A 20,919-nucleotide genomic window follows, 5' to 3' on the forward strand; every position below is an offset into this window, starting at 1 on the left:
AGCTAATGCTGCTTTTTAAATGCCATTTGTTGTTCTGTAATAGGATGAACAAAAGATATTTCTACACTCTCCAAATAAAAATCTCCTAATGTATGACTATAAAGTTCATCACCAATAATTGGATGTCCAATAGAAGCCATATGTACTCTAATTTGATGTGTTCTTCCGGTTTCTAAAATACACTCAACAAGTGAAGAATTCTGATATTCTTTTAAAGTCTTATAATGAGTCACTGCATGAAGACCATTTTCATCAATACATCTTTTAGTCCCATGATCATGAGCATGACCGATAGACTTATTAATAATTCCTGTCCCGGGATGACCTTCCACTATGCAATGATAAACTCTTTTAATAGACTTAATTTGTGAAGAGAAACAGTCATGAATAAATCTGCTTTTAGCTGCTAAAAGATATCCTCTTGTTTCTTTATCCAGTCTATTCACAATATGAATACTTGATTCAATATGATGCCTATTAAAATAATACATAATGCCATTTGCCAGACTATTATTATAATATCTTTTATTTGGTATTACTGCCAAATGTGCAGGTTTATCTATAATCATCAGATAATCATCTTCATAAATAATTCTTAAATCCATTTTAATTGGAATAACCTGACTTTCTTCCTTAGGAAAGATAATACTGATCTGATCATTCTCCTCTACAATATAACGTACTGTCTTTCTCTCACCATTCACAAGCAGTAATCCATAATACTTAGAATCCTTTAATAGTTTCTTTGATACTCTTCTTTTATAAAAAAAGAGATCTAATCGTTTCCCTGCATCACTCTGATCAGCAGTAAAATCCATTCTCATAAAAAGGCCTTCTTTAATCTTTCTACAAAAGAAACTTGTCTAAAAGAAGCAAAATGAGCTTCTTTTTGTGAAACACGTACTTTAATAGTTTCATTTTGAGCCAGTTCAATACAGTCTATATCAATACATAAAACTGTATGTTCATAATTAATCGTATGCAATGTTACTTCCTGCTGATCAGTTAGAATTAAAGATGAGCCTAAAGAACGATAGGCATTATGATTAATACCGGCTATTTCACTGATCTGCATCACTCTAATTCCCTGACTGACAACAGCTCCCTGAACAGCTTTATTATAAGCAGTAGATCCGGATGGCGTAGAAATACAAATACCATTACCTCTAAATGTTTCTAAATATTCATTATTAATATGAATATCTATAACCTGAGAATGACGATTATTTTCTAGTCTCATTTCATTTAAGGCAAAATATGTTCTATCCTGATAATCTATTTCTATTAATGAACGAGCTTCCGTTTCCATGCTCGAATGTTTAATATCATATATCAGTAAATGAGCCTCATCCTTCTGATAATCAGTATAGAATCCTAATGTTCCTGTATGAATACCGACAAAAGCTGTTTTCTCTAAAAGATGCTGATAAGCATGTACACTATAGAGCATAGTTCCATCTCCACCTACTGAAATCACAAGGTCCGGGGATTTTTCATCATATTTTAAGCTCCCATCTAACCCATTTCTTAATTCTTTAACTAAATCACTTGATGCTTTATCACCACGTGATACAATTGCATATTTTTTCACACTATCACCCTTACTAATTATATAAAAAACAGATGAATAGTGCAATGAGTTAAGTTATAATAAAAAAGGTGATAAAAATGGAAAACTTAGAAATAGAATATAAGATCTTATTAACGGAAGAAAAATTCAAAGATATAATCAATCAGTATCCCATGCATATTTATACTCAAATTAACTATTATTTTACAAGCAAAGAACTTTCTTCTAAAAAATATGCTTTAAGAATAAGAAAAAAAGAAAAGACTTATGAAATGACTTTAAAGACTCCCGCTTCTATCGGACGACATGAGTATAATATTTCTTTAACTCAAGAAGAAGCTGCTGATTATTTAAAAGGTATTTGGAAAGAAAATCCTATTACTCAAAGACTAATAAGAGAAGGATTTTCATTAAAAGAGATACATCTGTTCAGTTCTTTAAAAACAACCAGACATGATTATTTAATGACTTATGGAATCTTGTCTTTAGATAAAAACTATTATGAAAATAAGATTGATTATGAATTAGAATTTGAAATTAATGATATCGAGAAAGGAAAAAAGCAGTTTGAAGAACTGCTTAAAAAACATCATTTACAATATAATCATAATTGTCCAAGTAAATTAAAAAGAATTATAAATGCAAAAGTTCTTACTGAGAAGTAAGAACTTTTTTATGATCTCTGTCATATGCAGATTTGATATCTATATCTTTAAACTGTGGACAATAGTCAGCGTTTTCACAATAAGTCAGCTGTCTTAATTCACGGGGAATAAAAACTCTAATTTCCTCCGCATTATAACCTACCTGAAAACGACGTTCATCAATAATAATAGGTCTTTTTAAAATAGAAGGATTCTTTTGAATAAAATGAATAAGTTCATTAATACTCATATCATCTATATCAATACCGCCCTCTTTAATGATTTTAGAACGTTTAGAAATAATGTCATCTGTTCCATTTTCACTTCTTTCTAAAAGCTCTTTGAGCTCTTCCTCTCTTAATAAAACAGAAAATATATTTTTTTCAACATAAGCAATATGATGTTCTTTCATCCAGGCTTTCACTTTTCTGCATGAAGCACAGCTTGGTGCTGTATATATTCTTATCATAGGCTTCACCTCTTAAAAATATTATACACTAAATAGCCTAAATGTATAGAAATAATTGACAACGAAAATTGCCTGTGCTAAGGTTAAATAAACTGTTGAACAGGAAATAAAACCTATAAACGCATCTTAAGAGAGTCAGGGAAGGTGGAAGCCTGATGGTGACGCATAGATAAATGGACCTGTGAGGGTAGAGGGGAAATCCTTTAACGTGAATCTGCGTTAATGATAGTGATTTTAAAGGTGGTATCTATCCTTTAGGGATAGGCTTTTTTATTAGGAGGATTTTGATGAAACGTATGTTAAGCGGCATTAAGCCGACAGGAAGAGTAACTTTAGGAAACTATATTGGTGCTATCAAGCCTTTTGTGAATTATCAGAATGAATATGAAATGATTATTTTTATTGCGAATCTGCATTCTATGACTATTTATCAGGAACCGAAAATACTTAGACAAAATACAAAAGATTTGATTGCCTTATATCTGGCAGCAGGACTTGATCCGGAGAAAGTAACTTTATTTCTACAAAGTGATATCCTAGAACATGCTCAGTTAGGATGGTATCTCGGCTGTATGGTCAATATGGGAGAACTTTCTCGTATGACTCAATATAAACTTCAAATTGAAAAATCAAAAGATAAGAAAGATGCAAGCATCGGTGCAGGTATATTTAATTATCCTTCATTAATGAATGCTGATATTCTTATGTATGATCCGGATTATGTGCCTGTAGGTGATGACCAAAAACAGCACGTAGAATTAGCCAGAAATATTGCTGAACGTTTTAATAGCCGTTACAGTGATACTTTCAAACTTCCTGAGCCTTTAACACCTAAGGTTGGAGGACGAATCATGAGTCTTCAGGATCCTTTAAGTAAAATGAGTAAATCAGATCCTACCGGTAAAGGATGTATCTATATATTGGATCCGATTAATATTTCTAAAAAGAAAATCATGTCAGCTGTTACTGATAGCGACTCTCATATTTATTATGATAAGATAAATAAACCGGGTATTTCTAATTTATTAGAAATTTATTCTATTTTATCTAATCGTTCCATTTCTGATTTGGAAGAAAGCTATAAAGATAAAGGATATGGTGAATTTAAAAAGGATCTTGCTGAAATAACCGGTCTTGAATTACAGAAGATACAAGATAAGTATAATGAAATCATTCAAGGTGATTATATTGAAAATATTCTTAATCAGGGTGCAGAGCACGCTCGAAGCATAGCACGTAAAAAGCTTGCTAAAGTAGAAAGAAAAATAGGTATTACTATCAATAAGAAACACTGATAAGGAACATTGTATGTTTCTTATTGTTTTATAAGAAAAAATTTGTTAAAATGAAAAAGTATTGGAGGCAGAAATAATGCAGTTTTTTAAAAAAATATCAAAAGAAATCAGTGTCTTTGGCTTAGTTTTGGTCATCTTTGCAGGACTGTTCATTTATCGTCAGGCAACCTATGCAACTTATAAAACAATCACAGCTTCACAATTGGAATCTAAATTAAAAGATAAAAGCAGTTTTATATTAGTAGCCGGTAATTCTAATGACAACTCTGTTGTCAGTTATCAAGGAGTCTTAACAGACTACTGTACAAAAAACAGAAACAAGACTATTTATTTCTTAGACTTAAGTAAAGTTAAAGCAGATTATTTATCAAAAACCTTAAAAATTGACGCTACAACACCATGTACAATGATTATTAAAAAAGGTAAAGTTACTGCTAATAAATCCGGTGCTATGCAATATTATTATCTCACAGACTTTATTAAGGAAAATGACAAAGACTGATTATTCAGTCTTTTTTTGATTGATTAGTTTTTTGGTGTTTTTTTATTTTATCTCCTACTATCATGCAAATATAAAAAAGAGAAGAATTATTTCTTCTCAATATATTTAATCGTATTCTTTATTTTCTTATGGCAAGCCGGACAATGAGATTTAATTCCATTTGTAAAGCCAAATTTTTTTGTGAATATATCAATACTGTTACAGTATTCACATCTGCATATTTTCATAAAACGATATGAAAATATGTTAAATATCAAAAATATAAGAACCACAAAAATAATGCCATAAATACCCCAGTTCATTATTAGGGAAAGCAAGAAACCGGCAGTCATGAAAATTGTTGATAAAATTTCTAATTTTCTGATAAGTTTCGCATATTCCTGTCTAGTCTTCATATTCTCTCTCCACTCTTGGGGATATAATACAAGTAATCTCATAAGGTATAGTACCTAATTCATTAGCCATTCTGGCTAATGAAATATGTTGTCCAAAGATTTCCACATCATCACCGGTATGAACTGTTTCATCTACTTTAACCATGCATTGATCCATACAGACTCTTCCTACCACAGGATATTCTTTACCATTAATATAGACATGTCTATTCTGATTACCTCTTAAAAATCCATCAGCATATCCAATTGGTAAAGTTCCTATTAATTCATCATCTGTCGCTTCATAAGTCATACCATAGCCAACTTTTTCGCCTTTATGAATAGTCTTCACCATAGCCACTTTTGTATAAAGACTCATCGCCTGTCTCAATTCTTTATTTTCTACACCACGAGGATCTATTCCATAAAGACCGATACCAAGCCTCACCAGATTCCCAAAATTAGAATCATGAAACATCATTGCTGCTGTATTATCACAATGAATATAACGAAATTTTAGATTTCCTATAATCTCTTTAAATCTGGATAGCTGTTTTTTATATTCATTTTTCATTGATGGTTCATCAGCTGTTGCAAAATGAGTAAATATACCTTCTACATCAATTACCTTAGGATCAATAGTTCTTAGTATCTTTTCAAGTTCTTCCCTTGTCTTAAACCCTATCCTATTCATCCCTGTATCTATCGCAATATGTACCTTAACAGGAATATTTCCCTGATGATGTCTAACAATCTCATTAAGATAATCAAAGCTTAATAATGTAAGTGAGATATTCTTCTTAATCGCAATAGATAAATCAGCTAATGGAACAGGTCCTAAAACAAGAATTTCCTGTTTAATGCCGAGTTCTCTAATATCAATAGCTTCCTTTAATGTAGCAACCGCAAATAATGCAATATGAGGATGGTTTTTTAAAGCATTTGCGACTTCCTGATAACCATGTCCATAAGCATTGGCCTTAATAATTGCTGCCATCGGTTTTTTAGTTTTCTGATAAATAACATCCGCATTATAACAGATATCATTTAAATTAATTTTTGCATAGGTATCACGATATCGTGTCATTATTAGTCTCCTTATGGGCATCATTATAGTCTGATTATTTCTTGTTTTCAATAAATAAATGGTGATAAATGTCCATCTTTCTTATCTACTTTAAATCTGTTTTTAACTAGATTTAACATTGGTATATCATGTCTGGAATCTGAATATCCATAAGAATGCTCATAGTCTATAATCATTTGATGATCTTTTAAATAAGCTTCTATTCGTTCTACTTTAGAAGCTCCTTTACAATTCCTACCGATAATATGACCATTTTCAGTCTTTGTTCCTATTAATACATCCACCGGTAAATCCGTATATTTCATATAAGCCTCACTGCTTGCAGTAACAAGAAAAATGATACATCCTTCTTCTTTCCTTTTTTGCATTTCCTCTGCCATATGAGGATAATAATCAGGCATTACACTAGTCTGATAAAATACTTCTAATTCCTTATCATTCAATAAACGGAGAGGAAAAAGAATCGTTTCCTTTAATTGTTCATGAGTTACCAAGTGTAAAACATATAATAAAGCATATAAAAGCGTCTTTAAAAATCTAAAAACAGATAATGGATGCTTCTTTAATGCATATTTCAGAAGCTTAACTATACTATCTCCATGAACAATTGTATTATCAAAATCAAAGAATGCACATTTGACCATTAAGCAATCTCCAAAGCAATTTCCATCATATCAGTAAAAGTCTTTTCCCTTTCACTTGCGGTTGTTTCCGGTTCATCATTGACTAATGAATCAGAAATAGTAAGTAGCGTTAATGCTTTCTTTCCTAAATAAGCAGCAGTTGAAAATAATGCATAGGTTTCCATTTCTACAGCTAAAACACCCATCTTGCTCCAGGCAGCTGTTGATGTACTATCAGCATGATAAAAAATATCTGAGGATAGAATATTACCTACATGATAGTGAATATTTTTTTCTTTTGCCTGATGTACAGTTTTTTCTAACAAATCAAATGAAGATATAGCTGAATATACTCCCGGAAGCTCGTACTGATGAGCCCATGCGGAATCTGTACATGCCCCTTGAGCAATAACTACCTCTCGAATATGCACATCCTTGTTAATTGAGCCTGCTGACCCAATACGAATAATATTCTCTACATCATACTGTGTAAACAATTCATAACTATAAATACCTATAGAAGGCATTCCCATACCGCTTCCCATAATAGAAACTTCTTTTCCTTTATATGTTCCTGTATAGCCTAGCATACCTCTGACATTATTGACTTCTCTGACGTTTTCTAAATAATGTTCCGCCAAATACTTTGCTCGTAATGGATCCCCGGGCATTAGAACTGTTTTTGCAAAATCTCCTTTATTTGCATTATTGTGTGCTGTTCCCATATTATCATTCCTTTCTCTTATTATTTATTATGTATAAAAGCACCTTTCTCATTATAACATATTTTATTTCATAATGATATGTAAACAAAAAAGAGCTTTTAACTCTTCTTTTGATACATATAACGATGTCCTTTGCCTTTTGAAGAAAGTGTGTTTCCCTGATCTAAGGCAATAATATCATTAATAATATCTTTTTCATCATCTGCTTCATATCCTAAATAAGCCATTTTTCCTTTTACATTAATAAAAGGTCCCATTCCATAGTATTCCTGATCAAAGTTTCTAAGTTTTTTAATAATCTGTTCATAATCTTTTAAATCCTTTTGATTATCAAGATCTTTCATTCTAATAGTAACTTGATTTTCTAATTTTTTCTTAATATATGGAATCGCATTTTTCTTAAACGCTTTGCATTCACCACATGATGTTATTGAATAAAACTCAATAATTACTGATTCTTTAAGCTTTATTTTTTCTGTCCCACAGCCACATAGCAAACATATAATCAATAATAAATATAATCTTTTCATAATATCACCTGTTTCTATTATATAGACTCTTTGATAACTTTCAAAATATATTTATATATTAATCATAATTTATCTTGCGTAATAATAATTTTAATAATATAATGTAATCAAAGGAGATGATGATATGGCTTTTGTCTGGACAACAAATGAATATTCTAAACTTATAATTACGATTTATCCAACAAATGTCACCTTAAACAAAGCAGCCTGTCAGTTTTTTGAAGAAGTAAATTATGTTCTACTTGGTATTGATGAAGATAATCATGAAATTGGCATTAAACCTTTAAGTAAAAATGAAATTGATATGAATCTTTATCCTGAGGATTCTTTACATAAGATTTCTTTAGGCAAGAGTTACGGACGTATTACAAGTAAAAGCTTCATTAATACACTTAATAATGTTACTAATCAATCTATTACTGATAATCACTGCTTAAAGCTTGATGCTACTTATGACAAAGCTCATCGTATTTTAAAAGGTAATTACAGTAAAGGAGTGGTTGTATGAACATGAGTATATTTTGGTCACTCATTGTGATTATTAGTGCTATAATAGAAGTTGCTACAGTAACTTTGGTCAGTATCTGGTTTACCATTGGCGCTGCCTGTGCACTGCTCTGTCAACTTTTAGGAGCAAGTATACAAGTTCAGATCAGTATATTTATGATTGTCAGTGCAATTTGTGTGATTGTTTCCAGACCTCTTGCCAGAAAGATGCTACATGGAAATATCACAAAAACCAATACCGATTCTATTATTGGTCAGATTGGGATTGTCAGCAAGAAAATTCATGATAATCAAAAAGGCGAAGTAAAAATCAGAGATACTTACTGGCGTGCTCAGTCTTTAAATGATGAGTTTATTGATGTAAATGAAAAAGTGGAAATATTAGCTATTGAAGGTGCTCATATTATTGTAAGGAAAGTATAGGAGGAAAAATTATGAATTATGGGTTTATTATTTTTATAACAATTGTTGTTGTTTTAGCAATTATTATCATTACCAGCACAATTAAGATTGTTCCACAATCTTATGCTTATGTAGTTGAAAGAATTGGTGCTTACAATCGTACATGTAATGTAGGTTTGCATATTCTGGTTCCATTTCTTGATCGTGTCAGCAATCGTGTTTCTTTAAAAGAACAGGTTATGGACTTCCCTCCTCAGCCTGTTATTACTAAAGATAATGTTACTATGCAAATAGATACTGTAGTTTATTTTTCTATCACTGATCCTAAATTATTCACCTATGGTGTTGTTCGTCCAATCAATGCAATTGAAACTTTAACCGCAACAACTTTACGTAATATTATTGGTGATTTGGAATTAGATGAAACTCTCACATCTAGAGATACTATTAACTCTGAAATGAGAGCTATCTTAGATGAAGCGACTGATCCATGGGGAGTAAAGGTAACACGTGTAGAAGTTAAAAACATTATTCCACCTAGGGATATTCAGGAAGCTATGGAAAAGCAGATGCGTGCAGAACGTGAAAGACGTGAGTCTATTCTTGTTGCTGAAGGTAAAAAACAATCAGCTATCTTAACTGCTGAAGGAGATAAAGAGTCTATGGTTTTACGTGCTACTGCTGAAAAAGAAGCTGCTATTGCCCGTGCTGAAGGTCAGGCTGAAGCACTGCGCTTAGTTTATGAAGCACAAGCTAAAGCTGTTGATTATATCAATCAGGCTCATCCCGGAGATGCCTATATTCAGCTGGAAGGATTAAAGGCATTAAAGGATCTTGCAAATGGACAATCTACAAAGATTATTGTTCCAAGTAATCTGCAAAGCATTGCCGGTACACTGACAGCTGCTGCTGAAATTCTTAAAGATCAAAAATAGAACTCCTAAGAGTTCTATTTTTAGTTATAATTAATATATGAGAAAAATACCGTTAAAATCCGTACATATATTATAGGGTATAAAGTTTTTATAAAGTTTATACTGGAAAATGAAGGGAGAAAGATATGATGAATATTATTAAGTCGTTCAACAATACAATAGATTATATTGAAACAGTTTTAGATGATGAGATAGATGAAAAGAAAATAGCCTATTTATCAGGATACTCTTATCCGATGTTTAGTCGATTATTTTCTATATTAACTGAGACTACCCTATCAGAATACATAAGAAGCAGAAGATTGACTGAAGCAGCTGTTTTATTAAGAGATACTGATAAGAAAATCATTGATATAGCTATAATGTTTGGTTATGAATCATCTGATTCATTTGGAACGGCTTTTAAAAATTTTCATGGAGCAGCCCCTTCAGGTGTAAGGAATGGAAAACCATTCAAACTATTTTCACGAGTTCAATTAGCACTGAGTATAAAAGGAGGAAGAAGCATGAACATCACTATTCAAAAGAAAGCTGCTTTTACAGCAGCCGGTATTAATCGACAGGGTATTAATTCAGCTCTATGCCCGGAAGTATGGGATAAACTCTATTCAAAGTATAGCTCTGATGAACTATCAAAGCTTGGCGAAGGACAAAGTATTGGTATTTGCCATGATGTAAAAAATCCGGATACTATCAATTATATGGCGGCTTATATTGTTACTGATATCAATAAAGCTAAGGAAATGGGACTTGATCTTTTAGAAGTTAAGGAAGCTGAATATGCGGTTGTTGAATTAACCGGAAGCATACCTGAATGTATTCATAATGGCTGGAAATATATAATGGAAGTATTCTTTCCGGAACACGGATATATTCACTCCGGAAGTCCTGACTTTGAATATTATTATGAAGGAGATATGCACAGTAAAGATTATAAGATGGAATTATGGATTCCAATAGCTAAAGCATAATTTCTAATCATAAAAATAATCTATTAAAAACATCTCTTCTATTAAAGAGATGTTTTTAATATCATTTCTGATGGTTATATTTTTTAAAAATAAATGAAACACCTGTTTTTTCATTTTTAGCTTTAATAGTATAGCCATACATATCTGCTGTTTTAGCTGCAATAGATAATCCCAGTCCAAACTGTCCTTTAATACCTTTCACATAAGGCTTAAAGAGATCTTCTATCTTGTCTTCTTCAATAGGTTCACCATCATTATAAATAATTAATTCATTATTCTTTAATGTGATTCTGATATACTTTTTAGCATATCTTGAAGCATTATCAATAATATTCTCAATCGCAATACGCCAATGCTCCTGATCACCTACAAATAAAGCATCTTCTAAAGCTGTTTGAATGTTCAAACTATTAAGATTATTCATTTGAGTAACGATATGTTCTATTAAATCTTTCATATGAAAAGATTTAAGTTGCAGCTCTTCGGAGCCAATATAATCTAATCTATTTAAATAGAGTAATGTTTTGACTTTATGTTCTAATCTATCAGCGTTTTCTAAGATTACATCCATTGATGAATTTTTATCTCCATATGGATATATATCATCTTTTACCGACTGACTATAAGATTTAATCAAAGCAATAGGTGTTTTTAAATCATGAGAAATGTTATGAATCATTTCCTCTTTTGCTTTTTCCTGCTTATCAATATTTTCTTTCATATCAGTAAGTGCCTTCGCAACTAATCCTATCTCATCATCACGATTTATTGATAATACCGCTTTTTGTCTGTCTTTAACATGATCAATATATATTCTTATTTTTCGTAATGGATTAATTAAAGTTATAACCCATATAATCATAACTAAAGCTGTTAATGCCATAAAACCATACACAATATAAATAATTCTATTTCTCATCTTTGCAAGCAGTGATTCTGAATAATCACTGCTCATAAAAGAAATATAATAGTTATTCTTTCCTTTATATAAAATACGATAATAATAGGTTTTTCCTAGAATATCAGCTTTGGATTCAATGGTCCGATGTGATTTATCAGCAACTATATCAGCAATATCTCTTGCTAGAAGATAGTTGAATATATCAGTATAGGAATCTCCAAACAAGTGAGTGATTATTGTCTTATTGGTCTTAGAATTATATTCAAAAGTAAAAACACGTCCAATTTTAGGCTTATTTTCGATATAAGAAACTTCATTATCATTAGACGGATAAGAAAGCTGTGCACTTTCTAATCTATCAAACATCTGACTATCTATGATATTATGAAGATTATAATCAATTAAAGGCATTAATACTGCAATATCAATAATTGCTAATATGATAAATACTACGATCAGCTGTTTTAATAGAGATATTCTTCTTAACATATTAATCTAGCCGATAGCCAAATCCATAAATAGTCTTAATATTGATTTTAGGCATCTTCTTTCTTAATCTTCTTAATGTATCATCAACAACACGGTCACTGCCAAAATAATTTTCATCCCATACTTTATTAAGAACCTGTTCCCGTGATATCGCAAGTCCTTTATTTTTAATAAAATAGAGGAGCAAATCATATTCTTTTGTAGTTAATTCTATATCCTGATCATTTAAGAAAACCTTGCGTTTTAAATTATCTACTGCATAGCCATCAATTTCTATCAGATTAAGATTATCTTTATAAACACGTTTAAGAATATTATATATTCTTAAAACAAATTCTTTCATATTAAAAGGTTTAGTAATATATTCATCACTTCCCTTTTCTAATCCTATGATCCGATCAAACTCCTGATCTCTTGCACTCATAAAAACAACAGGCATATCCGGCCTTATATTCTTAATTTCATTTAACAGATCAAAGCCGCTGGATTTATCAAGCATAATATCAACAATCCATAAATGAACATCGTCATTGATATGAAGCATCGCTTCATCATATGTATAAAAAGAATGGATAATATATCCTTCCTTTTCTAAATACATGCGTACTAAATCATTTAGGTTTTTTTCATCATCTATTATATTAATACGATATTCCATATATACTACCTCACAATTATATATTATCTGACTGATCCTTTTAAAAAATGTTAACAGTATGTAATATTATGTGATTTAATCTTTTGTATATCCTTTGTCTTTAATTACATTAACTACTTTTAAAACATATTCATGACATAATTCTTCAGTTGCTGCTTCAACCATTACACGAATAACAGGTTCTGTACCTGACGGTCTGACAAGAGCACGTCCATCACCTTGTAAAGCTGTTTCTACATCTAAAACAGCTTGCTTAACATCATTGTCTTCCAATACAACATTCTTATCTTTTACTCTTACATTAATTAAAAGTTGCGGATAAATTTTGACACCTTCTGTTAGCTGAGCTAAAGTCTGCTTATTTTCAATCATTGTTTCCATAACTTTCAATGATGTTAAAATACCGTCTCCAGTCGTTGCATGTTTTGAGAAAATAATATGACCGCTCTGTTCTCCACCAATCACATTACCATAAGTAATCATATTCTCATAGACATATTTATCACCTACCGCTGTTTTCTCATATTCAATACCTAATTTATCTAAAGCTTTATATAAACCTAAATTACTCATGATTGTAGTTACAATTTTATTATTATTAAGTTCACCTTTAGCTTTCATCTCTTTTCCGCATACATAAAGAATAAGATCCCCATTTACTTCACGACCAAATTCATCAACCGCAATACAGCGATCCGCATCTCCATCATAAGCAAATCCTACATCTAATGCATTACTGACAACAAACTCCTGTAATCTCTCTATATGTGTAGAACCGGCATTCCTATTAATATTTACACCATCAGGCTGGTTATTAATAACATAAGTCTTTGCCCCAAGGGCATCGAATACCGCCTTAGCAATATTTGATGCAGAGCCATTGGCACAGTCAAGACCTACTTTAATATCTTTAAAAGCACGTATAGGAATACTCATTAAATAACCAATATAACGATTACGTCCCATTGAATAATCTATTGTACGTCCAATATCATCCTTTTTCGCAAGAGGGATTTCTTCCGTTAAGCCATCAATATACTTTTCAATCTTATTTTCTATATCAGCTTCTAGTTTTTGTCCCTTTTCATTAATAATCTTAATTCCATTATCATAATATGGGTTATGTGATGCACTAATCATGATCCCGCAATCAAATTCATCACTTCTGACAATATAAGATACAGAAGGTGTTGTAGTAACATGGAGCATATAAGCATCTGCTCCCGATGCAGTAATACCGGCAATTAAAGCATATTCAAACATATAGCTTGACCGCCTTGTATCTTTTCCAATCACAATCTTAGCTTTATGGTTTCTTCCATAATAATAGCCTAAATAGCGTCCTACCTTAAAAGCATGTTCCACAGTTAAATCAACATTTGCTTCTCCTCTGAATCCATCAGTTTCAAAATATTTCCCCATTTTATTAATCTCCTTTTTTTCCTATGGTTAAACTAATATCAATTGTATCTTTTGATTTTTTAGAAATTTTATCATTATTTTCTAAAGTTAAACTAGTAAGCTTTGTTGATCCTGATAAATCAGTAATATTAACATCACATGAAATTGAATTAATATCAGAAATATCACTTCGCTTACCATATATAGTAATAGTACTAGGTGAAAGCTTATAACTTTTAATTTCATAGCCTTCCTTTAATTCTCCAATAAAATGAGGTTTAACCGCAACATCTTTAGAATAGCTATCTACTCTACATGTTGCTTTAACAGTATTTGGTGTTATTTTACATTTTATTTCATTATTTGCAGCATCATAAGCTTTTATTTCACATGTATCCGTAAAGCTTTTAATCTTATCGGATACATTTATTAATGCATTGACATGATCTATTTTTGATAGTGTTGCTTTTGATGCTTCTACTTTAACTGTATCTTTAGAGAGTTCTTTCATTGAAACCGCATATTTTTCATTCAGTTCATTCTGATTAATAAATTCGTAACCCAGCTTAAAATTCTTACTGATTGTCTTAGAAATTGTAATCGATGATGTTTCAGGTACTACAGAAACTTTTAAATCATTCGAAAAATTTCTTGTTCTTAAGGAAATAGTATGAACTCCTTCACTATATCCTGATAAATCAGCATAAACTTCATAGTTTTTAGTTAACTGGGCAGTATAAATATCAATACTTGGACCTACCAGCATTATATTCACATTAGTAGGTATTCCGGAAACTTCATAGCCATCTTTTAATCCTTCAACTTTAACAGTCACTTCCTTAATAACCTTACCTGATGTTGTCGTTGAAACAACATCTCCGCCAGCTAATGTAATGAATAAAATAAGTGATAACACTAAAGAAACAAGTAATACAGATTGCCTACTCTTCAGCATTTTATCTAATATCTTATTAACAGAATTATATATTTTTGCAATATAATCCATGCTTTTAGTTTTTTTAATATCAAATTCTTCTTTTTTTTCATTATCTAATTCTTTAAGATTCTTTTCTTTCTTTACATATTTTAAAAAGAAATCTGTTGTTGATCCTCTTTTTTTATTTTCACTCATGATAATCATCCTCCTGATTACCGTACCAATTAAGTTCTTTAATCAATTGTAATCTTAATTCATTAGGGTTAATAACCTTTAATTCACCATCTATACAAAAAGATATATTACCGGTTTCTTCACTTACTACAACTGTTAGAGAATCTGTAATTTCACTAATTCCAATAGCCGCACGATGGCGTGCACCATAGTTTGCAGGAACATCCTTATTAGTAGGCGGATAAAAGCAAGCTGATGCAACAATCTGATCATTCTTAATAATAGTTGCACCGTCATGAAGCGGTGTTCCCTCATAAAAAATAGTCAACAATAACTCAGATTTAATATCAGATGTTACTCGAATGCCGGTTTGAATAAAATCTGAGAGATCAGCTTGTCTTTCAAAAGTAATCAAAGCTCCCGTATGGTCTTTACTCATTCTAGTAATCGCATTTACCAATTCATTCATGACAGTTTCTTTTTCAGTGCTAGATAATTCATGAGTAAAATCATTTCTCGTTTGTCCCATTTTTTCTAAGATATGACGAATTTCAGGCTGAAAAATAATAATAACCGCTAAAACCCCCCATGTAAGAACCATATCTACTAAAGCATTAAGAGTAGCCAAACCAAAAATAGTTGTAATTCCTTTTATAATAAGAATTAATATAACACCCTTAAACAACTGCATGGTTCTGATATTCGTACGAAAAGTCATAATCAAATAATATAAGATAATCCATACTGCAAGCAGATCAACTCCGGTTCTTAATAATTTAAGAAGCATCTGCAAATTAGCATATGAAAATAAAGATGATAATAACATATAATCAGTCTCCTTAGCCCTATTATAACATTTTAATCACTATAAAGAAATAAGCAGCACAAAAAAAGAGGGGGATGCCCTCTCTCTGCCCGGCAGCGTGCTCCTTTCGCCCTCTCGGACTATCTTCGCCGCTGTGATGCTTAACTTCCGTGTTCGGTATGGGCAACGGGTGTGTCCATCACGCCTTCACCACCGGATCTCCCGACGGTCCCTCAAAACCGGATTCCATACTTCTCGCTCTCTGACTCTCTCTCCGGTCAGGTCCTCGGCCTATTAGTGCCGGTCCGCTCAGCACGTCACCGTGCTTGCACTCCCGGTCTATCCACCTCGTCGTCTTCAAGGGGCCTTACCCTTTCGGTGGGAGGTCTCATCTCGGAGGGGGCTTCGCACTTAGATGCCTTCAGCGCTTATCCCTTCCGGACTTGGCTACCCAGCTGTGCCGCTGGCGCGACAACTGGTCCACCATCGGTCCGTCCGCCCCGGTCCTCTCGTACTGGGGACAGCTCTCCTCAGACCTCCTGCGCCCACGACAGATAGGGACCGAACTGTCTCACGACGTTCTGAACCCAGCTCGCGTACCGCTTTAATGGGCGAACAGCCCAACCCTTGGAACCGACTTCAGCTCCAGGATGCGATGAGCCGACATCGAGGTGCCAAACCTCCCCGTCGATGTGAACTCTTGGGGGAGATCAGCCTGTTATCCCCAGGGTAGCTTTTATCCGTTGAGCGACGGCCCTTCCATTCGGCACCGCCGGATCACTAAGCCCGACTTTCGTCCCTGCTCGACCTGTCTGTCTCGCAGTCAGACACCCTTATGCCTTTGCACTCGCTGCATGGTTTCCATCCATGCTGAGGGTATCTTTGGGCGCCTCCGTTACTCTTTAGGAGGCGACCGCCCCAGTCAAACTGCCCGGCTGGCACTGTCCCGTCGCCCGTCTCCGGCGTCCGGTTAGAGCCTAGATGCGCCAAGGGCGGTATCCCAACGTCGGCTCCCCCTGCGCTTGCGCGCCGGGTTCTCTGCCTCCCGCCTATCCTGTACATCACGCACCCAGGTCCAATGCCAACCTGCAGTGAAGCTCCATGGGGTCTTTCCGTCTAGTCGCGGGCAGCCTGCATCTTCACAGGCACTAAGACTTCACCGAGTCTGCAGCCGAGACAGCGCCCAAATCGTTACGCCTTTCGTGCGGGTCAGAACTTACCTGACAAGGAATTTCGCTACCTTAGGACCGTTATAGTTACGGCCGCCGTTTACTGGGGCTTCGGCTCGGAGCTTCGCTTTCGCTCACTCCTCCCCTTAACCTTCCAGCACCGGGCAGGCGTCACCCCCTATACTTCGGCTTGCGCCTTCGCAGAGAGCTGTGTTTTTGGTAAACAGTCGCTTGGGCCATTTTTCTGCGGCTCGCCTCTCAGCGAGCACCCCTTCTCCCTAAGTTACGGGGTCATTTTGCAGAGTTCCTTGGCTGCAGTTCTCTCGCTCACCTCGGGATTCTCTCCCTGCCCATGTGTGTCCATTTTCGGTACGGGCCGTATGTCGTTATTGCTAGAAGCTTTTCCTGGAAGATGCTCCTCGGCTTTCCGTACTTGCCTCAGCTTTCCGTATGCGTCACGCCTTCCCCTTATCAGAAACCGGTTTTCCCTGGTCTCCGGGTCTCTCGCTTACACCGGCTCTTCCGTCCGCCGGCACCGCCTTGCTTCTCCGTCACTCCTTCACCGCCATACGGGTACGGGAATCTCCACCCGTCTTCCATCGGCTGCGCCTCTCGGCCTCACCTTAGGTCCCGACTCTCCCAGGGTGGACGAACCTTCCCCTGGAATCCTTGGGCAATCGGTGTGTGGGATTCTTACCCACATTTCGCTACTCACGCCGGCATTCTCTCTTCCATGCGCTCCAGCCGCCCTTCCGGTCTGCCTTCGCCGCTGCATGGAACGCTCCCCTACCGCAGTCTCCTGCCCAGAGCTTCGGTGTCATGCTTAGCCCCGGTAAATTATCGGCGCGGAGTCATTCGACTAGTGAGCTGTTACGCACTCTTTCAAGGATGGCTGCTTCTGAGCCAACCTCCTAGCTGTCTGCACATCTCCACTTCCTTTTCCACTTAGCATGCACTTTGGGACCTTAGCTGCTGGTCCGGGCTGTTTCCCTCTCGTCTACGGACCTTATCACCCGCAGACTGACTGCCGCGCTTCTCCTCTGGGAACATTCGGAGTTTGATTATGCTCAGTACCGCGGGATGCGGCCATCGCATATTCAGTGCTCTACCTTCCCCAGCCACCGCGCGACGCTAGCCCTAAAGCTATTTCGGGGAGAACCAGCTATCTCCGGGTTCGTTTGGAATTTCACCCCTAGCCACAGGTCATCCGCCAACGTTTCAACGGGGGTCGGTTCGGTCCTCCATCGGGTCTTACCCCGACTTCAACCTGCCCATGGCTAGCTCACCCGGTTTCGGGTCTGCCCCGCGCGACTTCCGCCCTCTTCGGACTCGCTTTCGCTCCGGCTCCGCATCTTCTGCTTAACCTCGCCGCGCACGGCAACTCGCCGGCTCATTCTACAAAAGGCACGCCATCACCCTCTTGCGGGGCTCTGACTTCTTGCAGGCATATGGTTTCAGGTTCTCTTTCACTCCCCTCCCGGGGTTCTTTTCACCTTTCCCTCACGGTACTCGTTCGCTATCGGTCGCGCGCTAGTGTTTAGCCTTTCGGGATGGTCCCCGATGCTTCCGGCAGGATTCCTCGTGTCCCGCCGTACTCAGGATCTCTGCTCGCTTCCTCGCTTGCGCCTTCGGGTACGGGTCTCTCACCCTCTCCGGATGGGCTTCCCTGCCCATTCCCCTGACGCCTTCAATTCCGCTCTTCGCAGCTCCTTCTACCCCGCATCTCTGCGGTTTGGGCTCGTCCGCTTTCGCTCGCCGCTACTTACGGATTCTCTTTTGATTTCTCTTCCTACAGGTACTCAGATGTTTCACTTCCCTGCGTCTCGCTCCTGCGGGGCCCCTTTCGTTCGCCCCGCGGTGCTCCCCTCTTAGAGGAGCGGGTTCCCCCATTCGGATATCGCCGGATCTTTGCCTGCCTGCGGCTCCCCGGCGCATTTCGCCGCTTGCTGCGTCCTTCTTCGCCTTCGCGCGCCTATGGCATCCGCCATACGCCCTTTCTTTCCTGACCTTCTCTTGTCTTTCTTCTATGAGCTTGAGTTCTCTGCTTTTTTTCTTGCTGTTTCTCTTGCTTTTCTCGTTTCTTAGCTTTTTGCCCACAACAGATTTCAGACTCTCTTCTATCATCTCTGATCTCTTCTCTGAATTCTCTGTTATGTGTTTCGCAGAAAGTCTGATCTTCCGATCAGCCTTCCTTCTTGCTTGAAATATGTTATCCGGTTTTCAGGGACCCTCCCTTGAGTGTCTGAACACTCATAACCAAGTAGAAACGCTCTCTTCTCCCTAGAAAGGAGGTGATCCATCCCCACGTTCCCGTAGGGATACCTTGTTACGACTTCACCCCAATCATCAGCCCCGCCTTCGACAGCTCCCTCCCCTTGCGGGGTTGGGCCGCCGGCTTCGGGCGTTGCCGACTCTCATGGTGTGACGGGCGGTGTGTACAAGGCCCGGGAACGTATTCACCGCAGCATGCTGATCTGCGATTACTAGCGATTCCAGCTTCGTGCAGCCGAGTTGCAGGCTGCAGTCCGAACTGTGAACGGGTTTCTGGGCTCCGCTCCGCCTCGCGGCTTCGCCTCCCTCTGCTCCGTCCATTGTAGCACGTGTGTAGCCCAGGCCATAAGGGGCATGATGATTTGACGTCATCCCCGCCTTCCTCCCCCTTACAGGGGCAGTCCCGCCAGAGTCCCCATCCTGAATGCTGGCAACTGGCGGCAGGGGTTGCGCTCGTTGCGGGACTTAACCCAACATCTCACGACACGAGCTGACGACAACCATGCACCACCTGTCTTCTCCTCCTTCCCTTTCGGCAAGGTCTCGCGCGTCTCCGCGCGATCGGATCGATGTCAAGGCCTGGTAAGGTTCTTCGCGTTGCTTCGAATTAAACCACATGCTCCACCGCTTGTGCGGGCCCCCGTCAATTCCTTTGAGTTTCATCCTTGCGGACGTACTACTCAGGCGCGATACTTAATGCGTTGGCTTCGGCACCGGGATGTGACTCCCGACACCTGGTATCGATCGTTTACAGCGTGGACTACTAGGGTATCTAATCCTATTTGCTCCCCACGCTTTCGGGAATGAGCGTCAGTGCCGGACCAGACCGCCGCCTTCGCCACCGGTGTTCCTCCATATATCTACGCATTTCACCGCTACACATGGAATTCCGCGATCCTCTTCCGCACTCCAGGCGCGCGGTTTCCATAGCCGCCCGAAGTTTAGCTTCGGGCTTTTACTACGGACCTTCGCGTCCGCCTGCTCCCTCTTTACGCCCAATGATTCCGGATAACGCTTGCCACCTACGTATTACCGCGGCTGCTGGCACGTAGTTAGCCGTGGCTTTCTCGCAGAGTACCGTCACGAAAAGCGCATTTCCTCGCTCTCCCGTTCTTCCTCTGCAACAGAGCTTTACAGCCCGAAGGCCTTCCTCACTCACGCGGCGTTGCTCGGTCAGGGTTCCCCCCATTGCCGAAAATTCCCTACTGCTGCCTCCCGCAGGAGTCTGGGCCGTGTCTCAGTCCCAGTGTGGCCGTCCGCCCTCTCAGGCCGGCTACGCATCGTCGCCTTGGTGGGCCTTTACCCCGCCAACTGGCTAATGCGCCACAGGTCCATCCGTCAGCTGTCCCCGAAAGGACACTTTAACTCAACGAGGATGCCCTCCTTGAGCCTATGCGGTCTTAGCAGCCGTTTCCAGCTGTTGTCCCCCTCTGACGGGCAGGTTCCCCATGTGCTCCTCACCCGTTCGCCACTGGCTGCC

At 37.4% G+C, this 20,919-nt stretch carries 20 protein-coding genes and 3 rRNA genes; 7 read left to right on the forward strand and 16 right to left on the reverse strand.

The window, feature by feature from the left end; genetic code table 11:
* Positions 1–2: 2 nt before the first annotated feature.
* Together HMPREF9943_RS08690 and HMPREF9943_RS08695 are read right to left on the reverse strand one after the other, a co-directional pair.
* Positions 3–824 carry an RluA family pseudouridine synthase gene (locus HMPREF9943_RS08690; protein WP_004804068.1) on the reverse strand — a complete coding sequence of 274 codons (822 nt, stop codon included), beginning with the start codon at positions 822–824 and terminating at the stop codon, positions 3–5.
* On the reverse strand, positions 821–1,591 hold the full coding sequence (locus tag HMPREF9943_RS08695; protein WP_004804070.1) for an NAD kinase: 771 nt from the start codon (positions 1,589–1,591) through the stop codon (positions 821–823). Before HMPREF9943_RS08695 ends, HMPREF9943_RS08690 begins: the two co-directional genes overlap by 4 nt.
* A gap of 77 nt (positions 1,592–1,668) precedes the next feature.
* On the opposite strand from HMPREF9943_RS08695, the gene HMPREF9943_RS08700 reads away from it, so the two are divergent.
* Positions 1,669–2,235, forward strand: coding sequence for a CYTH domain-containing protein (locus tag HMPREF9943_RS08700; protein WP_004804073.1), 567 nt, complete (start codon positions 1,669–1,671; stop codon positions 2,233–2,235).
* On the opposite strand, the gene spx is transcribed toward HMPREF9943_RS08700, so the two are convergent.
* The gene (gene spx / locus HMPREF9943_RS08705) at positions 2,222–2,683 is read right to left on the reverse strand and encodes a transcriptional regulator Spx (RefSeq protein WP_004804076.1); all 462 of its coding nucleotides are present in this window, start codon (positions 2,681–2,683) and stop codon (positions 2,222–2,224) included. The two genes, HMPREF9943_RS08700 and spx, sit on opposite strands and share 14 nt — an antisense overlap.
* 287 nt (positions 2,684–2,970) lie before the next feature.
* Between spx and trpS the strand changes: the two genes are divergently transcribed.
* A complete protein-coding gene (gene trpS, locus HMPREF9943_RS08710; RefSeq protein ID WP_004804078.1) occupies positions 2,971–3,978 on the forward strand; it encodes a tryptophan--tRNA ligase in 1,008 nt (335 codons plus the stop codon).
* A gap of 76 nt (positions 3,979–4,054) precedes the next feature.
* Positions 4,055–4,480, forward strand: a complete 426-nt coding sequence (locus HMPREF9943_RS08715; RefSeq protein WP_004804080.1) for a hypothetical protein — start codon at positions 4,055–4,057, stop codon at positions 4,478–4,480.
* Between the two features lie 86 nt (positions 4,481–4,566).
* Here the strand turns inward: HMPREF9943_RS08715 and HMPREF9943_RS08720 are convergent, their stop codons facing one another.
* From HMPREF9943_RS08720 to HMPREF9943_RS08740, 5 genes are all read right to left on the reverse strand, one after another.
* Positions 4,567–4,875, reverse strand: a complete 309-nt coding sequence (locus HMPREF9943_RS08720; protein WP_004804082.1) for a hypothetical protein — start codon at positions 4,873–4,875, stop codon at positions 4,567–4,569.
* Positions 4,865–5,941: an alanine racemase gene (gene alr, locus HMPREF9943_RS08725; RefSeq protein WP_004804083.1), complete on the reverse strand. Its 1,077-nt coding sequence runs from the start codon at positions 5,939–5,941 to the stop codon at positions 4,865–4,867. Before alr ends, HMPREF9943_RS08720 begins: the two co-directional genes overlap by 11 nt.
* 47 nt (positions 5,942–5,988) lie before the next feature.
* Positions 5,989–6,585, reverse strand: a complete 597-nt coding sequence (locus HMPREF9943_RS08730) for an HAD family hydrolase (protein ID WP_004804085.1) — start codon at positions 6,583–6,585, stop codon at positions 5,989–5,991.
* Positions 6,585–7,289: a purine-nucleoside phosphorylase gene (gene deoD / locus HMPREF9943_RS08735; RefSeq protein WP_004804087.1), complete on the reverse strand. Its 705-nt coding sequence runs from the start codon at positions 7,287–7,289 to the stop codon at positions 6,585–6,587. The genes HMPREF9943_RS08730 and deoD overlap by 1 nt, the downstream gene beginning before the upstream one ends.
* A 98-nt stretch (positions 7,290–7,387) precedes the next feature.
* Entirely contained in the window at positions 7,388–7,819 is a 432-nt protein-coding gene (locus tag HMPREF9943_RS08740) for a hypothetical protein (protein WP_004804089.1), read from the reverse strand.
* Positions 7,820–7,943: 124 nt separating this feature from the next.
* Between HMPREF9943_RS08740 and HMPREF9943_RS08745 the strand changes: the two genes are divergently transcribed.
* From HMPREF9943_RS08745 to HMPREF9943_RS08760, 4 genes are all read left to right on the forward strand, one after another.
* Positions 7,944–8,327: a hypothetical protein gene (locus HMPREF9943_RS08745; protein WP_004804091.1), complete on the forward strand. Its 384-nt coding sequence runs from the start codon at positions 7,944–7,946 to the stop codon at positions 8,325–8,327.
* Positions 8,324–8,749: an NfeD family protein gene (locus tag HMPREF9943_RS08750; RefSeq protein WP_004804093.1), complete on the forward strand. Its 426-nt coding sequence runs from the start codon at positions 8,324–8,326 to the stop codon at positions 8,747–8,749. Before HMPREF9943_RS08745 ends, HMPREF9943_RS08750 begins: the two co-directional genes overlap by 4 nt.
* A gap of 11 nt (positions 8,750–8,760) precedes the next feature.
* The gene (locus HMPREF9943_RS08755; protein WP_004804095.1) at positions 8,761–9,663 is read left to right on the forward strand and encodes an SPFH domain-containing protein; all 903 of its coding nucleotides are present in this window, start codon (positions 8,761–8,763) and stop codon (positions 9,661–9,663) included.
* 128 nt (positions 9,664–9,791) lie between these two features.
* A complete protein-coding gene (locus tag HMPREF9943_RS08760) occupies positions 9,792–10,634 on the forward strand; it encodes a GyrI-like domain-containing protein (protein ID WP_040402821.1) in 843 nt (280 codons plus the stop codon).
* 61 nt (positions 10,635–10,695) lie between these two features.
* On the opposite strand, the gene HMPREF9943_RS08765 is transcribed toward HMPREF9943_RS08760, so the two are convergent.
* The 8 genes from HMPREF9943_RS08765 to HMPREF9943_RS08800 all read right to left on the reverse strand — a co-directional run.
* Positions 10,696–12,024 carry a HAMP domain-containing sensor histidine kinase gene (locus HMPREF9943_RS08765; protein WP_004804099.1) on the reverse strand — a complete coding sequence of 443 codons (1,329 nt, stop codon included), beginning with the start codon at positions 12,022–12,024 and terminating at the stop codon, positions 10,696–10,698.
* 1 nt (position 12,025) lies between these two features.
* Positions 12,026–12,682: a response regulator transcription factor gene (locus HMPREF9943_RS08770; RefSeq protein WP_004804101.1), complete on the reverse strand. Its 657-nt coding sequence runs from the start codon at positions 12,680–12,682 to the stop codon at positions 12,026–12,028.
* Between the two features lie 75 nt (positions 12,683–12,757).
* The gene (glmM, locus tag HMPREF9943_RS08775) at positions 12,758–14,104 is read right to left on the reverse strand and encodes a phosphoglucosamine mutase (protein ID WP_004804102.1); all 1,347 of its coding nucleotides are present in this window, start codon (positions 14,102–14,104) and stop codon (positions 12,758–12,760) included.
* Positions 14,105–14,108: 4 nt separating this feature from the next.
* Positions 14,109–15,215, reverse strand: a complete 1,107-nt coding sequence (locus HMPREF9943_RS08780) for a CdaR family protein (protein ID WP_004804104.1) — start codon at positions 15,213–15,215, stop codon at positions 14,109–14,111.
* On the reverse strand, positions 15,208–16,020 hold the full coding sequence (gene cdaA / locus HMPREF9943_RS08785; RefSeq protein WP_004804106.1) for a diadenylate cyclase CdaA: 813 nt from the start codon (positions 16,018–16,020) through the stop codon (positions 15,208–15,210). The genes HMPREF9943_RS08780 and cdaA overlap by 8 nt, the downstream gene beginning before the upstream one ends.
* 87 nt (positions 16,021–16,107) lie before the next feature.
* A 5S ribosomal RNA gene (gene rrf, locus HMPREF9943_RS08790) occupies positions 16,108–16,217 on the reverse strand.
* A gap of 56 nt (positions 16,218–16,273) precedes the next feature.
* Positions 16,274–19,176 (reverse strand): 23S ribosomal RNA (locus tag HMPREF9943_RS08795).
* 276 nt (positions 19,177–19,452) lie between these two features.
* Positions 19,453–20,919: ribosomal RNA gene (locus HMPREF9943_RS08800) — 16S ribosomal RNA — on the reverse strand; the annotation flags it as partial.

This window comes from Eggerthia catenaformis OT 569 = DSM 20559 (assembly GCF_000340375.1).
Classification (GTDB): domain Bacteria; phylum Bacillota_I; class Bacilli_A; order Erysipelotrichales; family Coprobacillaceae; genus Eggerthia; species Eggerthia catenaformis.

Excerpts from the sequence above, each read along its gene's own strand:
- HMPREF9943_RS08690 (WP_004804068.1), bottom strand. The coding sequence starts at position 824 with ATGAGAATGGATTTTACTGCTGATCAGAGTGATGCAGGGAAACGATTA.
- HMPREF9943_RS08700 (WP_004804073.1), top strand. The coding sequence starts at position 1,669 with ATGGAAAACTTAGAAATAGAATATAAGATCTTATTAACGGAAGAAAAA.
- spx (WP_004804076.1), bottom strand. The coding sequence starts at position 2,683 with ATGATAAGAATATATACAGCACCAAGCTGTGCTTCATGCAGAAAAGTG.
- trpS (WP_004804078.1), top strand. The coding sequence starts at position 2,971 with ATGAAACGTATGTTAAGCGGCATTAAGCCGACAGGAAGAGTAACTTTA.
- HMPREF9943_RS08715 (WP_004804080.1), top strand. The coding sequence starts at position 4,055 with ATGCAGTTTTTTAAAAAAATATCAAAAGAAATCAGTGTCTTTGGCTTA.
- HMPREF9943_RS08720 (WP_004804082.1), bottom strand. The coding sequence starts at position 4,875 with ATGAAGACTAGACAGGAATATGCGAAACTTATCAGAAAATTAGAAATT.
- alr (WP_004804083.1), bottom strand. The coding sequence starts at position 5,941 with ATGACACGATATCGTGATACCTATGCAAAAATTAATTTAAATGATATC.
- HMPREF9943_RS08730 (WP_004804085.1), bottom strand. The coding sequence starts at position 6,585 with ATGGTCAAATGTGCATTCTTTGATTTTGATAATACAATTGTTCATGGA.
- deoD (WP_004804087.1), bottom strand. The coding sequence starts at position 7,289 with ATGGGAACAGCACACAATAATGCAAATAAAGGAGATTTTGCAAAAACA.
- HMPREF9943_RS08740 (WP_004804089.1), bottom strand. The coding sequence starts at position 7,819 with ATGAAAAGATTATATTTATTATTGATTATATGTTTGCTATGTGGCTGT.
- HMPREF9943_RS08745 (WP_004804091.1), top strand. The coding sequence starts at position 7,944 with ATGGCTTTTGTCTGGACAACAAATGAATATTCTAAACTTATAATTACG.
- HMPREF9943_RS08750 (WP_004804093.1), top strand. The coding sequence starts at position 8,324 with ATGAACATGAGTATATTTTGGTCACTCATTGTGATTATTAGTGCTATA.
- HMPREF9943_RS08755 (WP_004804095.1), top strand. The coding sequence starts at position 8,761 with ATGAATTATGGGTTTATTATTTTTATAACAATTGTTGTTGTTTTAGCA.
- HMPREF9943_RS08760 (WP_040402821.1), top strand. The coding sequence starts at position 9,792 with ATGAATATTATTAAGTCGTTCAACAATACAATAGATTATATTGAAACA.
- HMPREF9943_RS08765 (WP_004804099.1), bottom strand. The coding sequence starts at position 12,024 with ATGTTAAGAAGAATATCTCTATTAAAACAGCTGATCGTAGTATTTATC.
- HMPREF9943_RS08770 (WP_004804101.1), bottom strand. The coding sequence starts at position 12,682 with ATGGAATATCGTATTAATATAATAGATGATGAAAAAAACCTAAATGAT.
- glmM (WP_004804102.1), bottom strand. The coding sequence starts at position 14,104 with ATGGGGAAATATTTTGAAACTGATGGATTCAGAGGAGAAGCAAATGTT.
- HMPREF9943_RS08780 (WP_004804104.1), bottom strand. The coding sequence starts at position 15,215 with ATGAGTGAAAATAAAAAAAGAGGATCAACAACAGATTTCTTTTTAAAA.
- cdaA (WP_004804106.1), bottom strand. The coding sequence starts at position 16,020 with ATGTTATTATCATCTTTATTTTCATATGCTAATTTGCAGATGCTTCTT.